General features: G+C 46.4%; 18 protein-coding genes. 10 read left to right on the forward strand and 8 right to left on the reverse strand.

What is annotated here, in order from left to right; genetic code table 11:
• The first annotated feature begins 71 nt into the window (after positions 1–71).
• Both VOA_RS13505 and VOA_RS0117400 read left to right on the forward strand, forming a co-directional pair.
• Positions 72–863: a sterol desaturase family protein gene (locus VOA_RS13505; protein ID WP_001014482.1), complete on the forward strand. Its 792-nt coding sequence runs from the start codon at positions 72–74 to the stop codon at positions 861–863.
• Positions 864–1,095: 232 nt separating this feature from the next.
• Positions 1,096–1,596, forward strand: coding sequence for a C40 family peptidase (locus VOA_RS0117400; RefSeq protein WP_000954385.1), 501 nt, complete (start codon positions 1,096–1,098; stop codon positions 1,594–1,596).
• Positions 1,597–1,606: 10 nt separating this feature from the next.
• On the opposite strand, the gene VOA_RS13500 is transcribed toward VOA_RS0117400, so the two are convergent.
• Complete coding sequence (locus VOA_RS13500) at positions 1,607–1,948, reverse strand: DUF3802 family protein (RefSeq protein ID WP_000259892.1); 342 nt, start codon at positions 1,946–1,948, stop codon at positions 1,607–1,609.
• A gap of 401 nt (positions 1,949–2,349) precedes the next feature.
• Here VOA_RS13500 and VOA_RS13495 point away from each other — a divergent pair, with 401 nt between their 5' ends.
• The 3 genes from VOA_RS13495 (at position 2,350) to vcmA (ending at position 5,215) form a co-directional block, all read left to right on the forward strand.
• Positions 2,350–3,216, forward strand: coding sequence for a fructosamine kinase family protein (locus VOA_RS13495; RefSeq protein WP_000267468.1), 867 nt, complete (start codon positions 2,350–2,352; stop codon positions 3,214–3,216).
• A 160-nt stretch (positions 3,217–3,376) separates the two neighbouring features.
• Positions 3,377–3,580: a CPXCG motif-containing cysteine-rich protein gene (locus tag VOA_RS13490; protein WP_001243590.1), complete on the forward strand. Its 204-nt coding sequence runs from the start codon at positions 3,377–3,379 to the stop codon at positions 3,578–3,580.
• Positions 3,581–3,841: 261 nt separating this feature from the next.
• On the forward strand, positions 3,842–5,215 hold the full coding sequence (vcmA, locus tag VOA_RS13485; RefSeq protein ID WP_000555137.1) for a sodium-coupled multidrug efflux MATE transporter VcmA: 1,374 nt from the start codon (positions 3,842–3,844) through the stop codon (positions 5,213–5,215).
• Positions 5,216–5,351: 136 nt separating this feature from the next.
• Here vcmA and VOA_RS13480 read toward each other — a convergent pair whose 3' ends face one another.
• From VOA_RS13480 to VOA_RS13450, 7 genes are all read right to left on the reverse strand, one after another.
• Positions 5,352–6,200, reverse strand: a complete 849-nt coding sequence (locus VOA_RS13480) for a DNA ligase (protein ID WP_000908488.1) — start codon at positions 6,198–6,200, stop codon at positions 5,352–5,354.
• A 151-nt stretch (positions 6,201–6,351) separates the two neighbouring features.
• Complete coding sequence (locus VOA_RS13475) at positions 6,352–7,530, reverse strand: tetratricopeptide repeat protein (RefSeq protein WP_000829058.1); 1,179 nt, start codon at positions 7,528–7,530, stop codon at positions 6,352–6,354.
• A complete protein-coding gene (locus tag VOA_RS13470; RefSeq protein ID WP_000533086.1) occupies positions 7,527–8,147 on the reverse strand; it encodes an energy transducer TonB in 621 nt (206 codons plus the stop codon). Before VOA_RS13470 ends, VOA_RS13475 begins: the two co-directional genes overlap by 4 nt.
• Positions 8,147–8,551, reverse strand: a complete 405-nt coding sequence (locus tag VOA_RS13465) for an ExbD/TolR family protein (RefSeq protein ID WP_001236422.1) — start codon at positions 8,549–8,551, stop codon at positions 8,147–8,149. The genes VOA_RS13470 and VOA_RS13465 overlap by 1 nt, the downstream gene beginning before the upstream one ends.
• Entirely contained in the window at positions 8,548–9,087 is a 540-nt protein-coding gene (locus VOA_RS13460) for a MotA/TolQ/ExbB proton channel family protein (protein ID WP_001083291.1), read from the reverse strand. The genes VOA_RS13465 and VOA_RS13460 overlap by 4 nt, the downstream gene beginning before the upstream one ends.
• A gap of 9 nt (positions 9,088–9,096) precedes the next feature.
• Complete coding sequence (locus VOA_RS13455; RefSeq protein WP_000669331.1) at positions 9,097–10,473, reverse strand: MotA/TolQ/ExbB proton channel family protein; 1,377 nt, start codon at positions 10,471–10,473, stop codon at positions 9,097–9,099.
• Positions 10,473–11,231, reverse strand: coding sequence for a DUF3450 domain-containing protein (locus VOA_RS13450; RefSeq protein WP_009355792.1), 759 nt, complete (start codon positions 11,229–11,231; stop codon positions 10,473–10,475). The genes VOA_RS13455 and VOA_RS13450 overlap by 1 nt, the downstream gene beginning before the upstream one ends.
• 304 nt (positions 11,232–11,535) lie before the next feature.
• Here VOA_RS13450 and VOA_RS13445 point away from each other — a divergent pair, with 304 nt between their 5' ends.
• The 5 genes from VOA_RS13445 to VOA_RS13425 all read left to right on the forward strand — a co-directional run bounded on the left by VOA_RS13445 (position 11,536) and on the right by VOA_RS13425 (position 16,594).
• The gene (locus VOA_RS13445; protein WP_001045550.1) at positions 11,536–12,840 is read left to right on the forward strand and encodes an extracellular solute-binding protein; all 1,305 of its coding nucleotides are present in this window, start codon (positions 11,536–11,538) and stop codon (positions 12,838–12,840) included.
• 64 nt (positions 12,841–12,904) lie between these two features.
• A complete protein-coding gene (locus tag VOA_RS13440; protein ID WP_001189743.1) occupies positions 12,905–13,786 on the forward strand; it encodes an ABC transporter permease subunit in 882 nt (293 codons plus the stop codon).
• Between the two features lie 9 nt (positions 13,787–13,795).
• On the forward strand, positions 13,796–14,638 hold the full coding sequence (ugpE, locus tag VOA_RS13435; RefSeq protein ID WP_000841549.1) for a sn-glycerol-3-phosphate ABC transporter permease UgpE: 843 nt from the start codon (positions 13,796–13,798) through the stop codon (positions 14,636–14,638).
• Positions 14,628–15,824, forward strand: a complete 1,197-nt coding sequence (locus VOA_RS13430; RefSeq protein WP_000841471.1) for a sn-glycerol-3-phosphate import ATP-binding protein UgpC — start codon at positions 14,628–14,630, stop codon at positions 15,822–15,824. The genes ugpE and VOA_RS13430 overlap by 11 nt, the downstream gene beginning before the upstream one ends.
• Before the next feature lie 8 nt (positions 15,825–15,832).
• Positions 15,833–16,594, forward strand: a complete 762-nt coding sequence (locus VOA_RS13425) for a DeoR/GlpR family DNA-binding transcription regulator (protein ID WP_001050928.1) — start codon at positions 15,833–15,835, stop codon at positions 16,592–16,594.
• Positions 16,595–16,611 lie beyond the last annotated feature (17 nt).

The raw sequence follows: 16,611 nt of genomic DNA on the forward strand, positions 1-16,611 counted from the left end.
CGATTTTACTGACCACTTGGGTTTTGCGCCAGTAAAGTTTGCATGCAAAAAGTATGTGCGAGGAAAGCAACATGAATGGATCTATAGAGCTTATTCGATTAGCCATTTTTTTCGCTGTATTGGTGATCTGCGCATTATGGGAATCCAATTATCCGCGGAAAAACCTTTCACAAAGTAAGCTAGTTCGGTGGTTAAACAACCTTGGATTAGTAAGCTTTAATAGCGTTTTGCTTTCTATGCTGATGCCTTTCCTCGCTTTTAGCGCCGCACAGTGGGCAGAAAACCGTCAATTCGGTTTGCTCTACTGGTTAGACATTCCGCCAACAATAGCTGTGATTGTTTCCGTTATCCTGTTGGATGCTGTGATTTATTGGCAACACTTGCTATTTCATCGCATTCCTTTGCTATGGCGTCTGCACCGTATGCATCACGCGGATCAAGACATCGACGTGACAACTGGTAGCCGTTTTCATCCGCTCGAAATTATCATTTCCGCATGGATTAAAATTGGTGCGGTGACGTTATTGGGTGTATCCCCAATTGCGGTAATAGTTTTTGAAGTGCTACTGAATGCGAGCGCGATGTTTAACCACAGTAACGCCAAGCTGCCCTACAAAATCGATCAATGGTTACGGTTATTGGTGGTAACACCGGACATGCACCGAGTCCACCACTCCGTATTAGTGCACGAAACCCACTCTAACTTTGGCTTTTTCCTCTCCATATGGGATCGACTGTTTAGAACTTATATTGCGCAGCCTGAAATGGGCCATGAACAGATGAAAATAGGTCTGCCACTGTTTCGTAAAACACGGGAACAGTGGTTGGATAAAATGCTGACTCAGCCCTTTCGTGAGCGCTAAATCAATCTAGTGGAGATTGGCATACTCTATATAGGCTAAAGCTTACTCAGCAACCGAAGTAAATTGCGCGCTAACCTGCTGTATGCAACGTAAACGGGTGACAGATAAGCTAATCATCAGTATGGTTATGTCCAGAAACACCATCCTTAGCTTAACTATCCTCTTCAATTTGAAGACAAATGTTTTTTAGGGAATGGTTGTTTATTCCATTTTTTTGTCAATAAGGTGATTCATGTTGACGGCGAAACAAACCTGTTCTGTTTTTTTTCTGTTACTGCTTGTGGGATGTACTTCAACGCCCCCTTCAGAACCGGACTCATCATCGGTAACTCCTGATTTCAGTAATACTTCTACTCCGAGTTTTTCAAATGTTTTTACCGAATGGAGTGGTGTACCGTACCGCTTGGGTGGTGTAAGTAAAAATGGGATTGATTGTTCCGCTTTTGTACAAATTGCTTACCGAGATGCGTGGCAACTCGATTTGCCACGTACAACACAATCTCAAGCGCAAACAGGTCAGAAAATTACCTATGAGCAAGCGCAATATGGGGATTTGGTTTTCTTCAAGACATCCCGTACCAACATCCACGTTGGCGTTTATTTGGGAGATAAGCAGTTCATGCACGCTTCAACATCAAAGGGCGTGATCATTTCACGTATCGACAATCCTTATTGGGCTTCAAAATTCTGGCATTTCAGGCGGATTGAGAATCCGCCTTTGATGTCCAATTAATGCACAAGCATTAGTCGTAATGAGCGACGGCTGAATCGAACAAGTTTTTCACTAGTGCGATATATTCGTCCAAAAACACGATTTGCTCATTAGTTGCTGGGCGATGCCAAACACCAGCAAGCACTTCACCCAGATCTTCAACTACGGAGTCTGCTTCTTTGAGTAATTGGAAGCGGACACTGGAATGAAGCTCTGGGTTTTGTTCAAAAATAGCCATAATGTTGCTTGCCACCATATCCGTGATGACATCTTCAACACTTTCGCTTCCCGTATCCCCTTCCTGAGTGAAAACATCCATATTGAAAGAGAGATGTTCAATCAGGGCCAGATATCCATCGGTTTCTACAACCACATTCGTTCTCCGCTTTACTGCTACTGTTCGCCAGTTAGTTACTATCTTATTTAATACTAAGACATGAATAGCCATTTTCACAGATGGCAGGTGCCAGTTGCTGCACTTTCCATCACAAGTCCAATGAAATCGCTCATTCCTGAGTAATTATGAGCTAAAACCCACAAATTGAGGCTCGGTTTAACTCAATATCAAAAAAATATTTTTACGCTTTCATCACTCAACTTGTTCAAGATAGTACGAAAGTGAACTTAATGATTTTATGAGTTAAATCACACTTGACTGCATCTGTTTCTGCAATTTTTAATCAAATAGGATTTATGTGCGTTCATAAACTTTCATATTGGCAAGCTTGACATACACTAGCATGTATCCCTTACCAAAAGCCGAGGGCTTGAATTATGTGGCCAGCAATTATTCAGCAATTGTCCGTACAAATGGGCAAGGATTTTCACCTAGTTGAAAAGGAAAAAGTGCATGGAGGTGACATTAATGAATGCTTTATGGTCAGCGACGGTGTTGATCGTTACTTTGTGAAAACCAACCAGCGTGAATTCTTAAGTAAATTTGAAGCTGAAGTGGAAAATTTACGTGTAATGAGAGATTCCAATACCGTGCTAGTTCCTGATTATATTGTGCACGGTACAAGCAAAACTCATGCTTACCTAGTGCTTAACTACCTCGCCATCAAGCCACTGGATGACGCTGAGAAAAGTTTCGATTTTGGTGTTCAGCTCGCCAGTTTACATCGCTGGGGGGATCAAAAAGAGTATGGCTTCGATTTCGATAACTACATCGGCGCTACCGTTCAACCGAACCCTTGGCACAAAAAGTGGGCATTGTTCTTTGCTGAACAACGCATCGGTTGGCAGTTGCAATTGCTGCAAGAGAAAGGCATTCATTTAATTGATATTGATGAGTTTGTGGAGCTGATAAAAACTCGACTATCCAACCACTCTCCTCGCCCCTCACTTCTGCATGGCGATCTCTGGTTTGGTAATGTTGCCAATTCAGTTCAAGGGCCTTTGTGTTTTGATCCTGCTTGTTATTGGGGTGATCGAGAGTGTGATATTGCACTTGCAGAATGGTTTGGTGGTTTCCAGCCTGAGTTTTTCCAAGGTTATGAGAGTGTTTGGCCACTGGATTGGGGCTATGAAGAACGTAAAGATATCTACAACCTCTATCATGTACTCAATCATTACAATCAGTTTGGTGGACATTACTTAGACGAAGCGCAGAAGTTGTTAGATAAAATCTTATCTTACTAAACCATCAGTTGTGGCAATTGCTTTCCCGAGCTGGCATTCGCAGTCTGAATGCCAACCATTGATTTTTTTGTCTATCTTCAAAATTTAGACTTAATTATTCTCTTTAAGAAACTTCCCTGCTTAGTATTACTGTATCTCAAAGGACGTAAGGAATAGAGATATGAGAAACTTCACGGAAAAGTCAGTTAACTGCCCACATTGTGGTCACGGTATTCGTTTGACTTTGGATGCTTCGAACGGGAGTCAGGAGTTTTATGATGATTGCCCTGCGTGCTGCCATGCTATACATCTCAATATGATGGTTGATGAGTTACACGACACCATTGAACTCTCTGTTGATGCTGACGATGAACAAATTTTCTGATCAGCCACTTTTTATCGAATAGAAGATAAAAAGAGCATAAGGGCGCCAACTAAGGCGCTCTTTTCCATTCAGTATGGCAACAGGTATTGGCATACACTGATTGGTAAGCTCAGTCATCATTAAACAATCTGTGATTTACATCAGTTTTTCATGGAGCTTATTGCGACATTTCATTATCATTCCCTCCATTGCCATGTGTTGAGTATCCCCAGCTCGCCGCAGCTAAAATTCCTTTGCTTTCCTTCCTCTTTGGAGAACTTCGTGCATCGTTACAAAAAAGAAGCATCAAATTTAATTAAATTAGCGACTCCAGTGCTGATTGCCTCAGTCGCGCAAACAGGTATGGGCTTTGTCGATACCATTATGGCCGGCGGTGTGAGTGCCATTGATATGGCTGCGGTATCAATTGCAGCGAGTATCTGGCTACCTTCCATTCTGTTTGGTGTGGGTCTATTGATGGCACTCGTACCTGTCGTTGCGCAGCTCAATGGTGCTGGCCGTCAACATAAAATTCCATTCGAAGTGCATCAAGGGTTAGTGCTTGCGCTTTTGGTCTCAATTCCCATCGTTGCGGTACTATTTCAAACCCAGTTCATCATTCAGTTTATGAATGTGGAAGCCGATATGGCGATCAAAACCATTGGCTATATGCACGCTGTAATGTTTGCCGTACCTGCCTATTTGCTGTTTCAAGCACTTCGCAGTTTCACCGATGGTATGTCACTGACTAAACCTGCAATGGTGATTGGTTTTATTGGTTTGTTGCTTAACATTCCACTGAACTGGATCTTTGTGTATGGCAAATTTGGCGCACCCACGCTAGGTGGTGTGGGTTGTGGTGTAGCAACCGCGATCGTGTACTGGATCATGCTATTCTTGCTGTTTTTTTACATTACGACTTCTAAACGTTTAGCGCATGTGAAAGTGTTTGCCACTTTCCATAAACCACAGCCTAAAGAATTGATTCGTTTGTTCCGTTTGGGCTTTCCCGTTGCTGCAGCACTGTTCTTTGAAGTGACCCTATTTGCAGTAGTGGCACTGATGGTGGCACCTTTAGGCTCAACAGTAGTCGCCGCCCACCAAGTTGCCCTAAACTTCTCTTCACTTGTGTTTATGTTTCCAATGAGTATTGGGGCAGCTGTATCCATTCGTGTAGGACACAAACTGGGGGAGCAAGATACCAAAGGCGCAGCCATTGCCGCCAATGTTGGCTTGATGACGGGCTTGGCAACTGCTTGCATCACAGCTTTGCTGACTGTGCTGTTTCGTGAACAAATTGCACTACTCTACACAGAGAACCAAGTTGTGGTTGCTCTAGCAATGCAATTATTGTTGTTGGCAGCCATCTATCAATGTATGGATGCAGTACAAGTCGTCGCGGCAGGGTCATTGCGTGGCTATAAGGACATGACAGCAATCTTCCACCGCACTTTTATCTCTTACTGGGTTTTAGGTTTGCCAACGGGTTATATTTTAGGTATGACAAGTTGGCTGACAGAACAGCCATTAGGTGCGAAAGGCTTCTGGCTTGGCTTTATCATCGGGCTTTCTGCAGCAGCTTTGATGCTAGGCCAACGTCTGCATTGGATTCAAAAACAGAGTGATGACAAACAGTTGCACCTTGCGGCCAAATAGTCACCGATGAAAATGAAGGCCAGCGATATGCTGGCCTTTTTACTACGGGATATGGATATGAATGTGCCTAAAACGCTTACTGTTCTTGTTATTGGTAACCACTTTTCAAGCGTTGCCACATTACTGTGAGCGCAAATTAGTAATTGACTCTTTCTCGAACATAGCGAGCAAATCGCGGTTTACCTTCTGTTGTTAGACCATTGAAACGATAAGTAATCAAGCTACCTATTTTAGGTGGGTTTTCCCTTTCCTCATCGTTAAAACCACTGCCAATATAAAACTCAACCCCATCAGACGTGCGAACTAAAATCGAACCCATCTTCCCTTTGTATTTGCCTGAGCCAAGGCGATAACCAATCACAGTCGCTTCCGCATCTTGGTATTTTTTTAGTTTGAGGAGATCGTTGCTACGTCCAGCTTGATAACGAGCATCAATCTTGCGCAACATCACGCCCTCACCCGATTTCCCACTGATGTTGTCAAGGTAGCTAAGCAATTCTTGCTCCGACTTGATGGGCGTGTGCTCGATGTATTTGATATGTTTTTTATTCAGGTTTCCGACTAAATACACAAGGTTGTAGTAACGCTTGCTGTAATCGCCTGCGGCTTCTGGCATATCAAATAGCATGTACTGGATTCTCCGCCATGCCTGTTCCGAAGGTTGACTATCCAATACGGTCTGTTGTACCAGCGAAAAATTTCCATGTCCTGCCCATAACTCGCCCTCAAGAGGATATGACGGAAGTGACTCTATAAACCAAGCGGGAGCTGAAATAGGATTGCCATTGCGTGTAACGAGCTGTTTTCCAGTCCAAATAGCTCGAATGCCATCCAGCTTTTCACTTTTCCAATAATCGTAAATATTGATGCCATGTTGATAGTCGTTAGCAAAGGTAATGGGGATGAAAGCTAATGGTCCGTCATTAGCCATAGTGTGCTGCGAGGAGAGTATTGCAACAGCAGTCAAAGTTAAGCGAATCAGCATGGTCAAGTCCCTAATGAGAATGCTGAAACATTTTCATTAGGGATGCGGCTCAGTGAAAGTGTGAAGTTTTGACGATGCGAAACAGTTCATCAAATCTACTTATAGAGTAAACACCAAATTACAGAACAATGTTCAAGTCATAGTGAAATAGTTAAGAGTCCTGTATCGATTGTGTTTGTCGTAATTGGGACAAGTATTTAATCCATTGCTTGGCACTTTCAGAAGCTTGAATGCTTTCCGCTCTCTTCGCCTGTAGTAAGGCTGCCTCTAATTGATTCAGTTTGTAGAGTGCTCGAGTTTTCGCTAACGCGACTTGCGCTTGTCTATCACGCTCTTTGACTTGATCAAGTTCAGCTAAAGCTTGCTCATAGTCCCCTTCTTGCAATAAGAGCTGCGCTACATACCAGTGATATTTCGCGTCTTTCGTGGAAGCTAAACGCCAGGTTTTAATGGCATGATCCCACTCTTTAGCGCGTTGCCAATAAATGGCTCGTTCGGTAATGAGTTGTAGATTGCTTTCCGCCTCTTCCAAGGTTTCCATCACTCGAGCTGCACGCTCTGGTACCCCATTTTGCGCGTAGAGCTGAGCCAGCAATCGTAAATCTTGCTGATTGAGTTCGACCTTTTGCATTTTGGCGAGGGCTAAAGTGCTGAGTGCATCTTTCTTCAACCCAACACGCAGCTCTAGGCTCACCAGTTGACGCCACCAAGCACTATTTTGCGGCTCCAGTACCAACAAACGTTTCAAAGTGGTGATCGCAGGTTTCCACAGCTCCAAATTGAGCTCTGCTCCCAATTGTAGGGAAAGAGGCAAAACGGCATCTTGCGATTGGAACTGGGCGTACTGCTTAATCCCTTTCAGGACAGATTTCCACTCTTGCAACTGAAAATGCAGTTGAGAAATTCTCAGCCAAAGCTCATCGCCTTTTTGATTTGCTGGAATAGATTCTGACAGCACATAGTAATGCTTCAGCGCCGGACGATACTCTTGTTGGCTGGTCTGTAGATCAGCCAACATTTTCCGAGTTGACCAAGCTTGCTCATCTTGCAGCTCATTACTTTCTACCGCCAATTTAAGTGATGAAATCGCCGCAGGGACTTGCTCATTCTGCCAGTAGAACACACCAAGCATACGGGCAACGTAAGCACGGTCATAGCTTCTGCTCAGTTCTGTTTGCTTAAGAACCTGAATCGCCTCTTTAACCTTGTTTTCTTGTGCCAGCTGGTTCGCCTTGACGACTTTACTGGCCGTAAACGGGCTTAGCTCTGCGGCATGACTTGCAACGGATAAACAGGACAGAAGAAGATAACTTAAGATTCGTCGTTTCATTTTTGTAGCTTAAACTCCAGTCGAACCGTCAGCCCGGTTTGAACCACTGCTTTACCATCAACAATTTTCGGTTGGTATTTCCAATTACGCAAAGCCAGCATCGCTTCACGTTCAAAATAACGTTTAGGGTTTGAATCCACCACTTCAATGTCGCGAGTTTTGCCCAGTTCATCAATGTTAAAACGCAAAGTCACGTAACCTTCGACCCCACGTTGCAAGGCTTTCGCAGGGTAGTTAGGCTCGACTCGATGCAAAGGCATCACTTGCTGATTCACCGAAAATTCACCAAATTGTGGGGCATTCACTGCCACGCCTTCAATCGCGGTGCTGAGGTTTAAATCCACTAGCGGATTGAGTGATGACGCATCCATCGCGGCAGTTTGCTCAGATCTCGCCGGCGCTTGAGTTGGCACCTGCGGAACTTGTGGTTGCTCAGGGATGCTCCGCTGCCTACGCTGCACATCTTGTTCTTGCTCTGCCATCACCATAGTAAAACTCAGTGCCGCAGTTGGCTTAGGAATGCTTCTCCCGCCGTTATCCACCATCCAAGCCATCAGGCTAAACAGTGCCAACGTAACGGCGAGAGCAATTGGGCTAGCTAAGATCAAGCGACCCATTAGGGTTTCTCCGCCGCGAGCGCAATACTTTTCACTCCCGCACCTTTTGCTGCATCCATCACTTTTACTACGGTACCATTAAACGCATGTTCATCGGCTTGAATCACCAGTGAGGCATCCGGTTGATCCAACAATAGATGTTCTAACGTTGCTTGCACTCGTTCGACATCGACCTGACGTTTATCAATGTAGATATCGTTGGCCGCAGTAATCGCAACAAAAATCCCGGCTTGCTTTTGGCTCACCGCATGCGCTGCAGTGGGTCGATTGACCTCCACACCCGATTCGCGCACAAACGAGCTGGTCACAATAAAGAAAATTAACATGATAAAGACGATATCCAGCATCGACGTGAGATCGATCTGCGCTTCATCTTGCTTGGAAGGTCTGCGCCCTAGCCTCATGATTGGCTCCTTAACGCTTGTTCTAATTTCATTTCAAGTCCACGGCAGGTTTTGCTTAAACGTGCGTGAACAAAGAGTCCGGCTAATGCGGCTACCATGCCTGCCATGGTGGGTAAGGTGGCGAGTGAAATGCCCGAGGCCATCAATTTAGGATCGCTACTGCCTTGAGTCGCCATCACATCGAACACCGAAATCATCCCTGTTACCGTACCAAGTAGTCCGAGCATAGGACAAATGGCCACCAGAACCTTAATCAGATTAAGATTCTGGTTTAATGCAATGTGCGCTTCGCCTAGCCATTGCTCGCGAATGGAACGGGCAAACCAACTCTGTTGATCGCTACGTTGTAACCACAAGGTAATCCAATGCTGACGCTGTTTTGGAAACGCCAGCGTTAGGAATAATACCCGCTCAATCACCAGTAACCAGCACAGCAATACGACAGCCGCTAACCACCAAAGTACCGCCCCACCTTGAGCCATAAACTGCTCAAGCGGCTGCCAGTAATCCAGTAGGAAAGAGAATGCTGAATTCATCATTCGCCCTTACGCGGTTTGTTTAACAAATGGTTGAACTGATTGAGCGGAGCAGTCAAGCTCTGCTTGTTGAGCAACCAGTCCAATCCCTTGTTTCTCCAGAATATTGCGAATCGCTTCGGCTTGTGCGCTGAGAATATTGTGCGCCAGTAAGAGCGGAATCGCCGCAATCAAACCTTCCACGGTTGTCACCAAGGCCATCGAAATGCCGCCCGCCATGACTTTCGGGTCGCCGTTACCAAACTGAGTGATCACTTGGAAGGTTTCAATCATCCCGGTCACTGTGCCGAGCAATCCAAGCATAGGAGCCAGCGCGGCCAGCAATTTCAGCATCGACAGACCCGTCTCAAGATGATTTTGTTCATCCACCACCGCTTCCAACAAGCGCAGTTCAAGCGCTTCCACACTGCGTTGCTGCTCTTTGTTGTAAACCGCCAAAATGCGTCCCAGTGGGTTATCACCCGGCTGCTCAGGATTTTTGAGTTGTGCTTTAATCTTCTGACGCAGGGTAGCCAATACTGCGCCACGGTACAGAGCGATAATCAGCCCCACACCCAGTAACACGAGAATCACGTTACCAATCACGCCACCGGCTTGTAGGCGCTGGCTGAGTGAAGGGGTTAAAGCCAGCTGTTCCAACAATAAACCGCGTGAGGGGTCCACCTTCATGGTGACAACGTCACCTGATGTGAGTGATTGAATTCGACTTAAGGTTGGGAAATCTGACGGCAGTTGTTGATAACTCACCGCTTGTTGACGTGAGTTATCCCACTTCACATAACCTTTTTCAGTGACCAATCCGAATGAGCCTAAACGCAACGCCGGTTCTGTTTGCGTTTCACCCTGCCCGTTTAGCCAAGCAATTTGCGTTGGTTTAACTTGGCCACTGGCTTGAATTTCTTCACTCATAGCTTGCCACAAGCCACGCAGTTGGGTCATCGAAGGCAGGGTTTTCGCCGCAACGACTTCATCAATGCTACTTTGATAAGCACGAAGCTCAACGCCAGTGACCGATTGATCCAGTTCGCTTTGCAACTCTTTCGCGTTTTGACGTACCACACCAAACATCTCACCTAAGCTGCCCGTTTCCAGTCGCAACGTTTCTTCAAGGCGCACAAGCGTATTTTCGTTATCACTGAACTGAGTAGAGAGCTGATCTGCCTCTTTTTGCAGGCGATTGCGTTCAGCGAGCAAAGCGGCTTTCGCAGCTTGAAGCTCTTGTTCGGTTTGCACAAAACCGGATTCACGCTGCTGGTTATGCTGCTGTTGCTGCGCTTTATCTTGATTGGCTTTTTGTACTAAACCATCTTCCGCGTAAGCAGAGCTGAAACTAAGTGCTAGCGGAAGGGTTAATGCCAACGCCAAAGCGGAATGTTTAAACTTCATTATTTGGCCTCCGCAGCGGTCAACGAAACAGGCAAGTTCAAGAGTGTCGGCGCAATTTGCTGTTGTGCCAGTTGGTAAGCAGCACTGAGATCACTTTTGTTCGCATCCGAAAGTGCTTGCCATGATTGCTGTTTCGCATCCCAATTCCAGAATTGTTCACCATCAAGACTACGAGCCAGCAGCACTAAACGACCTAAATAGAGCACTTCAGCTTCTACTTGCTGTGTGGAAGACAAGGCAATTTGCGCTTGGTAAGTACCCAGCTTGTTACCGTAATCCAGTTCGATTTGGTACGCCTCAAGAATACGGCGATATTTTTCAGCATCACTGACATCAGCGCGTGGCATTAGTACTTTTAGCTTGGCAATGCGTTCTTGACGGGCTGCGAGGCGGATCGGTTTATCCTGCGCTACCCACTCCTCAAGTCCTTCAATCATGTCGTACATCAGTGGCACAATCCCTTGACGAGTACGTTTGATCTCTTCCGTTTGCTGCTCAAGACTGCTCATCTCTTGCTCTTGGTTCGCGACCAGAGACTGTAAATGATTACGATAGATCTGAAGGTTTTTGACTTCTTCATTCAGTTGCTCAATTTCCGCGCGCAGTACCAGAGTCTTTTCTGCACTGCGATCAATTCTCTGTTGGCTTTGTGCAGAAGCTTGGTTGGTGCTGTTTTGAATCGCTTGCGCTTGATCGAGCGAAGTAGCATGCGCTGGCAACAATGCCGATACGCAAAGGAGTGAGAGACATCTTTTCATAGAGTGTGATTTGCCTTTTTCGGAATGAGGTGGATTCTATTGAGAAACACTCTCATTATCAACCAGATTCATTCATCGTTTCTGCTCTTTGGCGACATAAATCCCTGTTCGTGTACAAAAATGGTAATTCGTATTCATCATGAAGCGCTCAAACAAATGCATCGCGTTGCACTTTGACACAAATCCTTGATAGATCTTTCATTTTTCTGTCATTAACTAGCCACCGCACTGTAACTTTTACTCGCCACTATACCTTCCAACGAAACACCAACAGTCTCGTTCGAAACTTACAAGGAATGAATCAATGAATAAGGTATGGTTATCTGGCTTGTTAACCGCAACGGTTTCTGGCGTATTTTCAACTTCAACCCTCGCGGCAACAGAAATCACATGGTGGCATGCTATGGGTGGTCAATTGGGTGAAACCGTCAATTACCTCGCCAATGAGTTTAATGCTTCACAAAGCGATTATAAGCTCACTCCGGTTTACAAAGGTTCGTATACCGAAACGCTTACCGCAGGCATTGCTGCGTTTCGTGCAGGCCAAGCACCTAACATTCTGCAAGTGTTTGATGCCGGTGCAGCCACCATTATGAGCGGAAAAGGTGTGGCGAAACCGGTGCAAGATCTGATGATTGAATCTGGCTACCCTTTTACTTCACAAGATTACATTGCCGGTGTGCGTAACTTTTATGCGGATAACAAAGGCAAAATGGTCGGCATGCCATTCAACAGCTCAACACCTGTGCTGTATTACAACAAAGATATGCTGGCATCCGTCAACGCGAAAGCCCCACAAACTTATGAACAGCTAGAACAAGTGGCCGCTAAGTTAGCTGAAAAAGGCCAAGCCGGATTTGCCCAATCGTTAACGCCATGGATCATGTTTGAAAACTTCAAATCTCGCCACAACCTACCGCTTTCTGATAAGCAAAATGGCTATCAAGCACTCTCGACCAAGATCATGTTTAACTCTGACGACATGCTGATGCATGTGAAAAAGCTCAAAGAGTGGTCGGATAAAGGCTATTACAAATATTACGGCAGCGATTGGGATGCCAACCAAACTCCATTCGAGCGTGGTGAAGTGGCGATGTGGATGGGATCTTCTGGCTCATTCGGCGGTCTGCGTAACCGCGTGAAATTCAATCTTGGCACGACTTACCTACCTTATTGGGAATCGGTCACCAAGAATCCGACTCACACTTTTATTGGTGGTGCTGCCCTGTTTGCTCTGCAAGGCCATAGTAAAGCGCAAGACAAAGGTGTAGCGGCATTCTTCGCTTATTTAACTAAGCCTGAAACGCAAATGTACTGGCACAAAACCACTGGTTACGTGCCGGTGACGAATGCGGCATACGAGCTCACTAAGCAATCAGGCTACTACCAAGAAAACCCGGATGCAGAAGTGGGCGTGAAACAGCTTAGCCTGCCGGATGGCGAGTGGACCAAAGGCTATCGCCTCGGTTACTACCCACAAGTACGTGAAGTGATGCACCGCGAATTCGATAACATTTTTGCAGGCCGCTCAACAGTAGAGAGCAGCTTGAACAAAGTGGAAAACGAAAGCGCCAAGCTGCTGGATCGCTTCGCACGTACTGTGCAATAGCCTCAATGGCCGCCATTCGAAAGATGGCGGCTTATCTTCTCTTACGTCAATTTTGAGTTTATCTGTGCAACGTCGACAACATTTCGCTCACACTCCGCTGCCCTATTTGCTGCTTGCACCGCAGATAGTGATCATCGCGGTGTTCTTTATTTATCCCGCCGCTCAAGCGATTTATCTCTCTTTTATGTTGGAAGATCCTTGGGGGCTTTCCTCCACGTTTGTCTGGTTTGAAAACTATCAAGAGCTGTTTAGCTCGGCGGAATATCTCAACTCCTTAGGTTTTACACTGTTGTTTTCAGTGGTTGTTTCTTTTCTTTCGCTGGCACTGGCGCTGCTTTTAGCGGTGAAAGCGGACAACATCATTCATGGGCAAAGTGCGTATCGCGTGACTTTGACGTGGGTGTATGCCGTGGCCCCTGCCGTAGCGGGCATTATCGGCGGCTTTCTGTTTAATCCGCACATTGGTGTACTGACTGATCTGTTTCAGCGTATTGGATGGCAGTTTAGTTTTCAAACCGATCCGTTCGATGCGTCGATTGCTCTCATTCTGGTTTCGGTCTGGAAGCAAGTTTCAGTCAACTTCCTCTATTTTCTGGCCGGTTTGCAGTCGATTTCCTACGCCGTTCGCGAAGCGGCACTGCTCGATTGCCAAAGCGACAGCAAACGCTTTTGGAGCATCACCTTTCCGCTGCTCGCACCGACTGGATTTTTCCTGCTGGTGATCAACCTCACTTACGCCTTTTTCGACACCTTCGGGGTGATAGACACCATGACCAACGGCGGCCCCGGTGGCAGTACCACCTCGCTGGTATACAAAGTGTATCGCGATGGTTTTGTCGGTGCTGACCTTGGCGGCAGTTCGGCGCAATCGGTCGTGCTTCTAGTATTGGTGCTGGCGCTGACGTGGTTGCAGTTCCGTTTTGTTGAAAAACGCGTTCATTACTAAGGAGTCATGATGAAAAGTAATCGACTCTCGGATCATGTGATCCTGATTATTGGCGCACTGTTTATGCTGGTGCCGCTGTGGCTGATTTTCGCCAGTTCTACTCATCAACCTAACGATATTGTTTCTGAAGGTTTGCAATGGACCTTGGGCGATAACCTCAGCGCAGTTTATAGCGAAGCGTGGAATAAAAGCCTTGGCTTTGCGGGTAATGTCACTGCACAAAGCATGATTATGAATTCGATGATCATGGGCTTGGGTTTTGCGATTGGCAAAATCGTGATTTCGATGATGGCGGCCTATGCCTTGGTCTATTTCCGCTTGCCTTATGCCAGCGCGTGGTTTTGGCTGATTTTCATTACCTTACTGCTGCCGCTCGAAGTGCGGATCATTCCCTCGTACGAAGTGGTATCCAATCTAGGCATGCTCAACAGCTACACCGGCTTAGTGCTGCCGCTGATTGCTTCCGCCACCGCGACCTTTTTCTTTCGTCAGTTTTTCAAAACGATTCCGGATGAACTGTTGGAAGCGGCTCAACTGGATAACGCAGGACCGGTGCGCTTTTTTATCGATATCTTGTTTCCCCTCTCGAAAACCATGATGGCCGCGATTTTCATCATCATGTTTGTAGTGGGTTGGAACCAATACCTGTGGCCGATCATGATGACCACGGATGAGCAGTACAACACCATAGTGATGGGCATAAAACAGATTCTCAATAACATCAATGAAACCAGCCTACCGCGTTATGACTACGCGTTTGCCATGGTGATCCTCGCCATGCTGCCCCCCGTTTTGGTGGTGGTGATTTTCCAACGTTGGTTTGTAAAAGGATTAGTCGAAAGTGAAAAGTAATCAGAACTCCAATATTCATCTGCTACGCAGCGTCAAACACGCGGAGCCTGTTATGTTAGACATCAAACAACTGGTCAAAACCTACGATAACGGCCATCAAGCGGTGAAAGGCGTGGATCTGTCGATTCATCAAGGAGAATTTATCGTGTTGGTCGGCCCATCGGGCTGCGGCAAATCCTCTATTCTGCGCTCTATCGCGGGCCTAGAGAGCATTACTTCCGGCGAAATTCATCTCGCGGGACGCCGCGTCGATAACGAAAAACCCGCCAATCGCGACATTGCCATGGTGTTTCAAAACTATGCCTTGTACCCACACATGAGTGTGTACGACAACCTCGCCTACGGCCTTAAAAACCGTGGCGTGGATAAACAAACCATCGCGGCAAAAATTGCTAAGGTCGCGAAAACTCTCAAGATTGAAGAATACTTAGACCGAAAACCAGCCAAACTTTCCGGCGGACAACGCCAGCGCGTAGCGATGGGACGTGCGATTGTGCGCGATCCACAGCTGTTTTTGTTTGATGAACCGCTCTCGAACTTGGATGCGGCTTTGCGCGCGCACATGCGCTTAGAAATCAAAAAACTACAGCGTGAACTTGGCGTGACCAGCGTGTACGTAACCCATGATCAGGTGGAAGCGATGACACTGGCTGACCGCATTGTGGTGGTCAAACAAGGAGAAATTGAACAAGTCGGCACACCCGCCGAAGTTTACCATCAGCCAGCCAGTACCTTTGTCGCGAGCTTTATCGGCAGCCCTGCCATGAATTTCCTTCCTGCTTGCATCAAACAAGGTCGATTGCACATCGCTGGCAAGTACTGTGACTTGCCACAGTTTGACACCATAAGTTCCGAAAACATCACGTTAGGCATTCGCCCTGAACACGCATCATTGCAGCCTTTAGAAAATTCGATTGAGCTGGAGTTAGATATTCAGGTCGTGGAGCCGCTTGGCCCTAATCAACTGGTGCATGGCAAAATTATCGGTTTAGAAAGCGAGCAAGATTTCATCGCGGTCACTGCTGAAATTCCACTCGATGTCCATCAAACATTGTCGATCTGGGTTGTGCTTGAGCAACTGCATCTTTTTGATCAACAAGGCAAACGCCTTATCCATCAACCACGCTCTTGCACACTGAGCAGCAAAGTCGCAGGTACTCGTAACAGTAAAACCCGTCAACAGTAAGGATGTTTGTGAATCTACTCTCTACTCGCCAAAAACAGATCTTGGAATACTTGCAACAAACTCACGGGGTGCTTTCGAGCGCCCTGCTTTCTGAACGTTTTGATGTCTCGGTACAAACCATTCGCAAAGACATGAATGATTTGAGCGACAAAGGCATGGTGCGCCGCGTACATGGCGGTATTTCACTCCCTAGCCCGAATGACAATCTTTCTTTCAGTAATCGGGATTTGATCAACCTTACTGCGAAGCAGCGAATTGCGCAGAAAGTGGCGCAAGCTCTGCCGGAAGGATGCAGTATTTTTCTCGGTATCGGCACGACCCCGAAACAGGTGGCGCAAGCGCTGCTCGATCATCCCGGTTTGACGGTCGTGACCAATAATATCAATGCCGCACTGACCTTAAGCCGCAACCCGAACATCAATTTGCACCTCGCTGGCGGACTGGTTCGCCATTCCGATGAAGATACCGTTGGCGAAGCGACAACCCGCTTTTACCGCAGCTTTAATATCAAGGTCGGGATTTTTGGTGTTGGCGGGCTCAATCCTCGTGGTCAATTGCTTGATTTTACGCCAGAAGAAGCCAATTTAACCCGCGCGATCATAGAACATAGCGAACAGTGTTGGTTAGTTGCAGACAAAAGCAAATTAGAGCGTTATGCTCCCGTGGTCAGTGGTGAACTGTCTGAAATGCATAGGCTCTTTGTTGACCAGATCACGCCCGCCTTTCAGCAGTTGTCTCTTTTGCACCACGTCGAACTTATTGAATCGTGATTTGAGTGTGATTCTCA

Origin of the sequence: Vibrio sp. RC586, from assembly GCF_000176715.1 — a bacterium.
GTDB lineage: Bacteria > Pseudomonadota > Gammaproteobacteria > Enterobacterales > Vibrionaceae > Vibrio.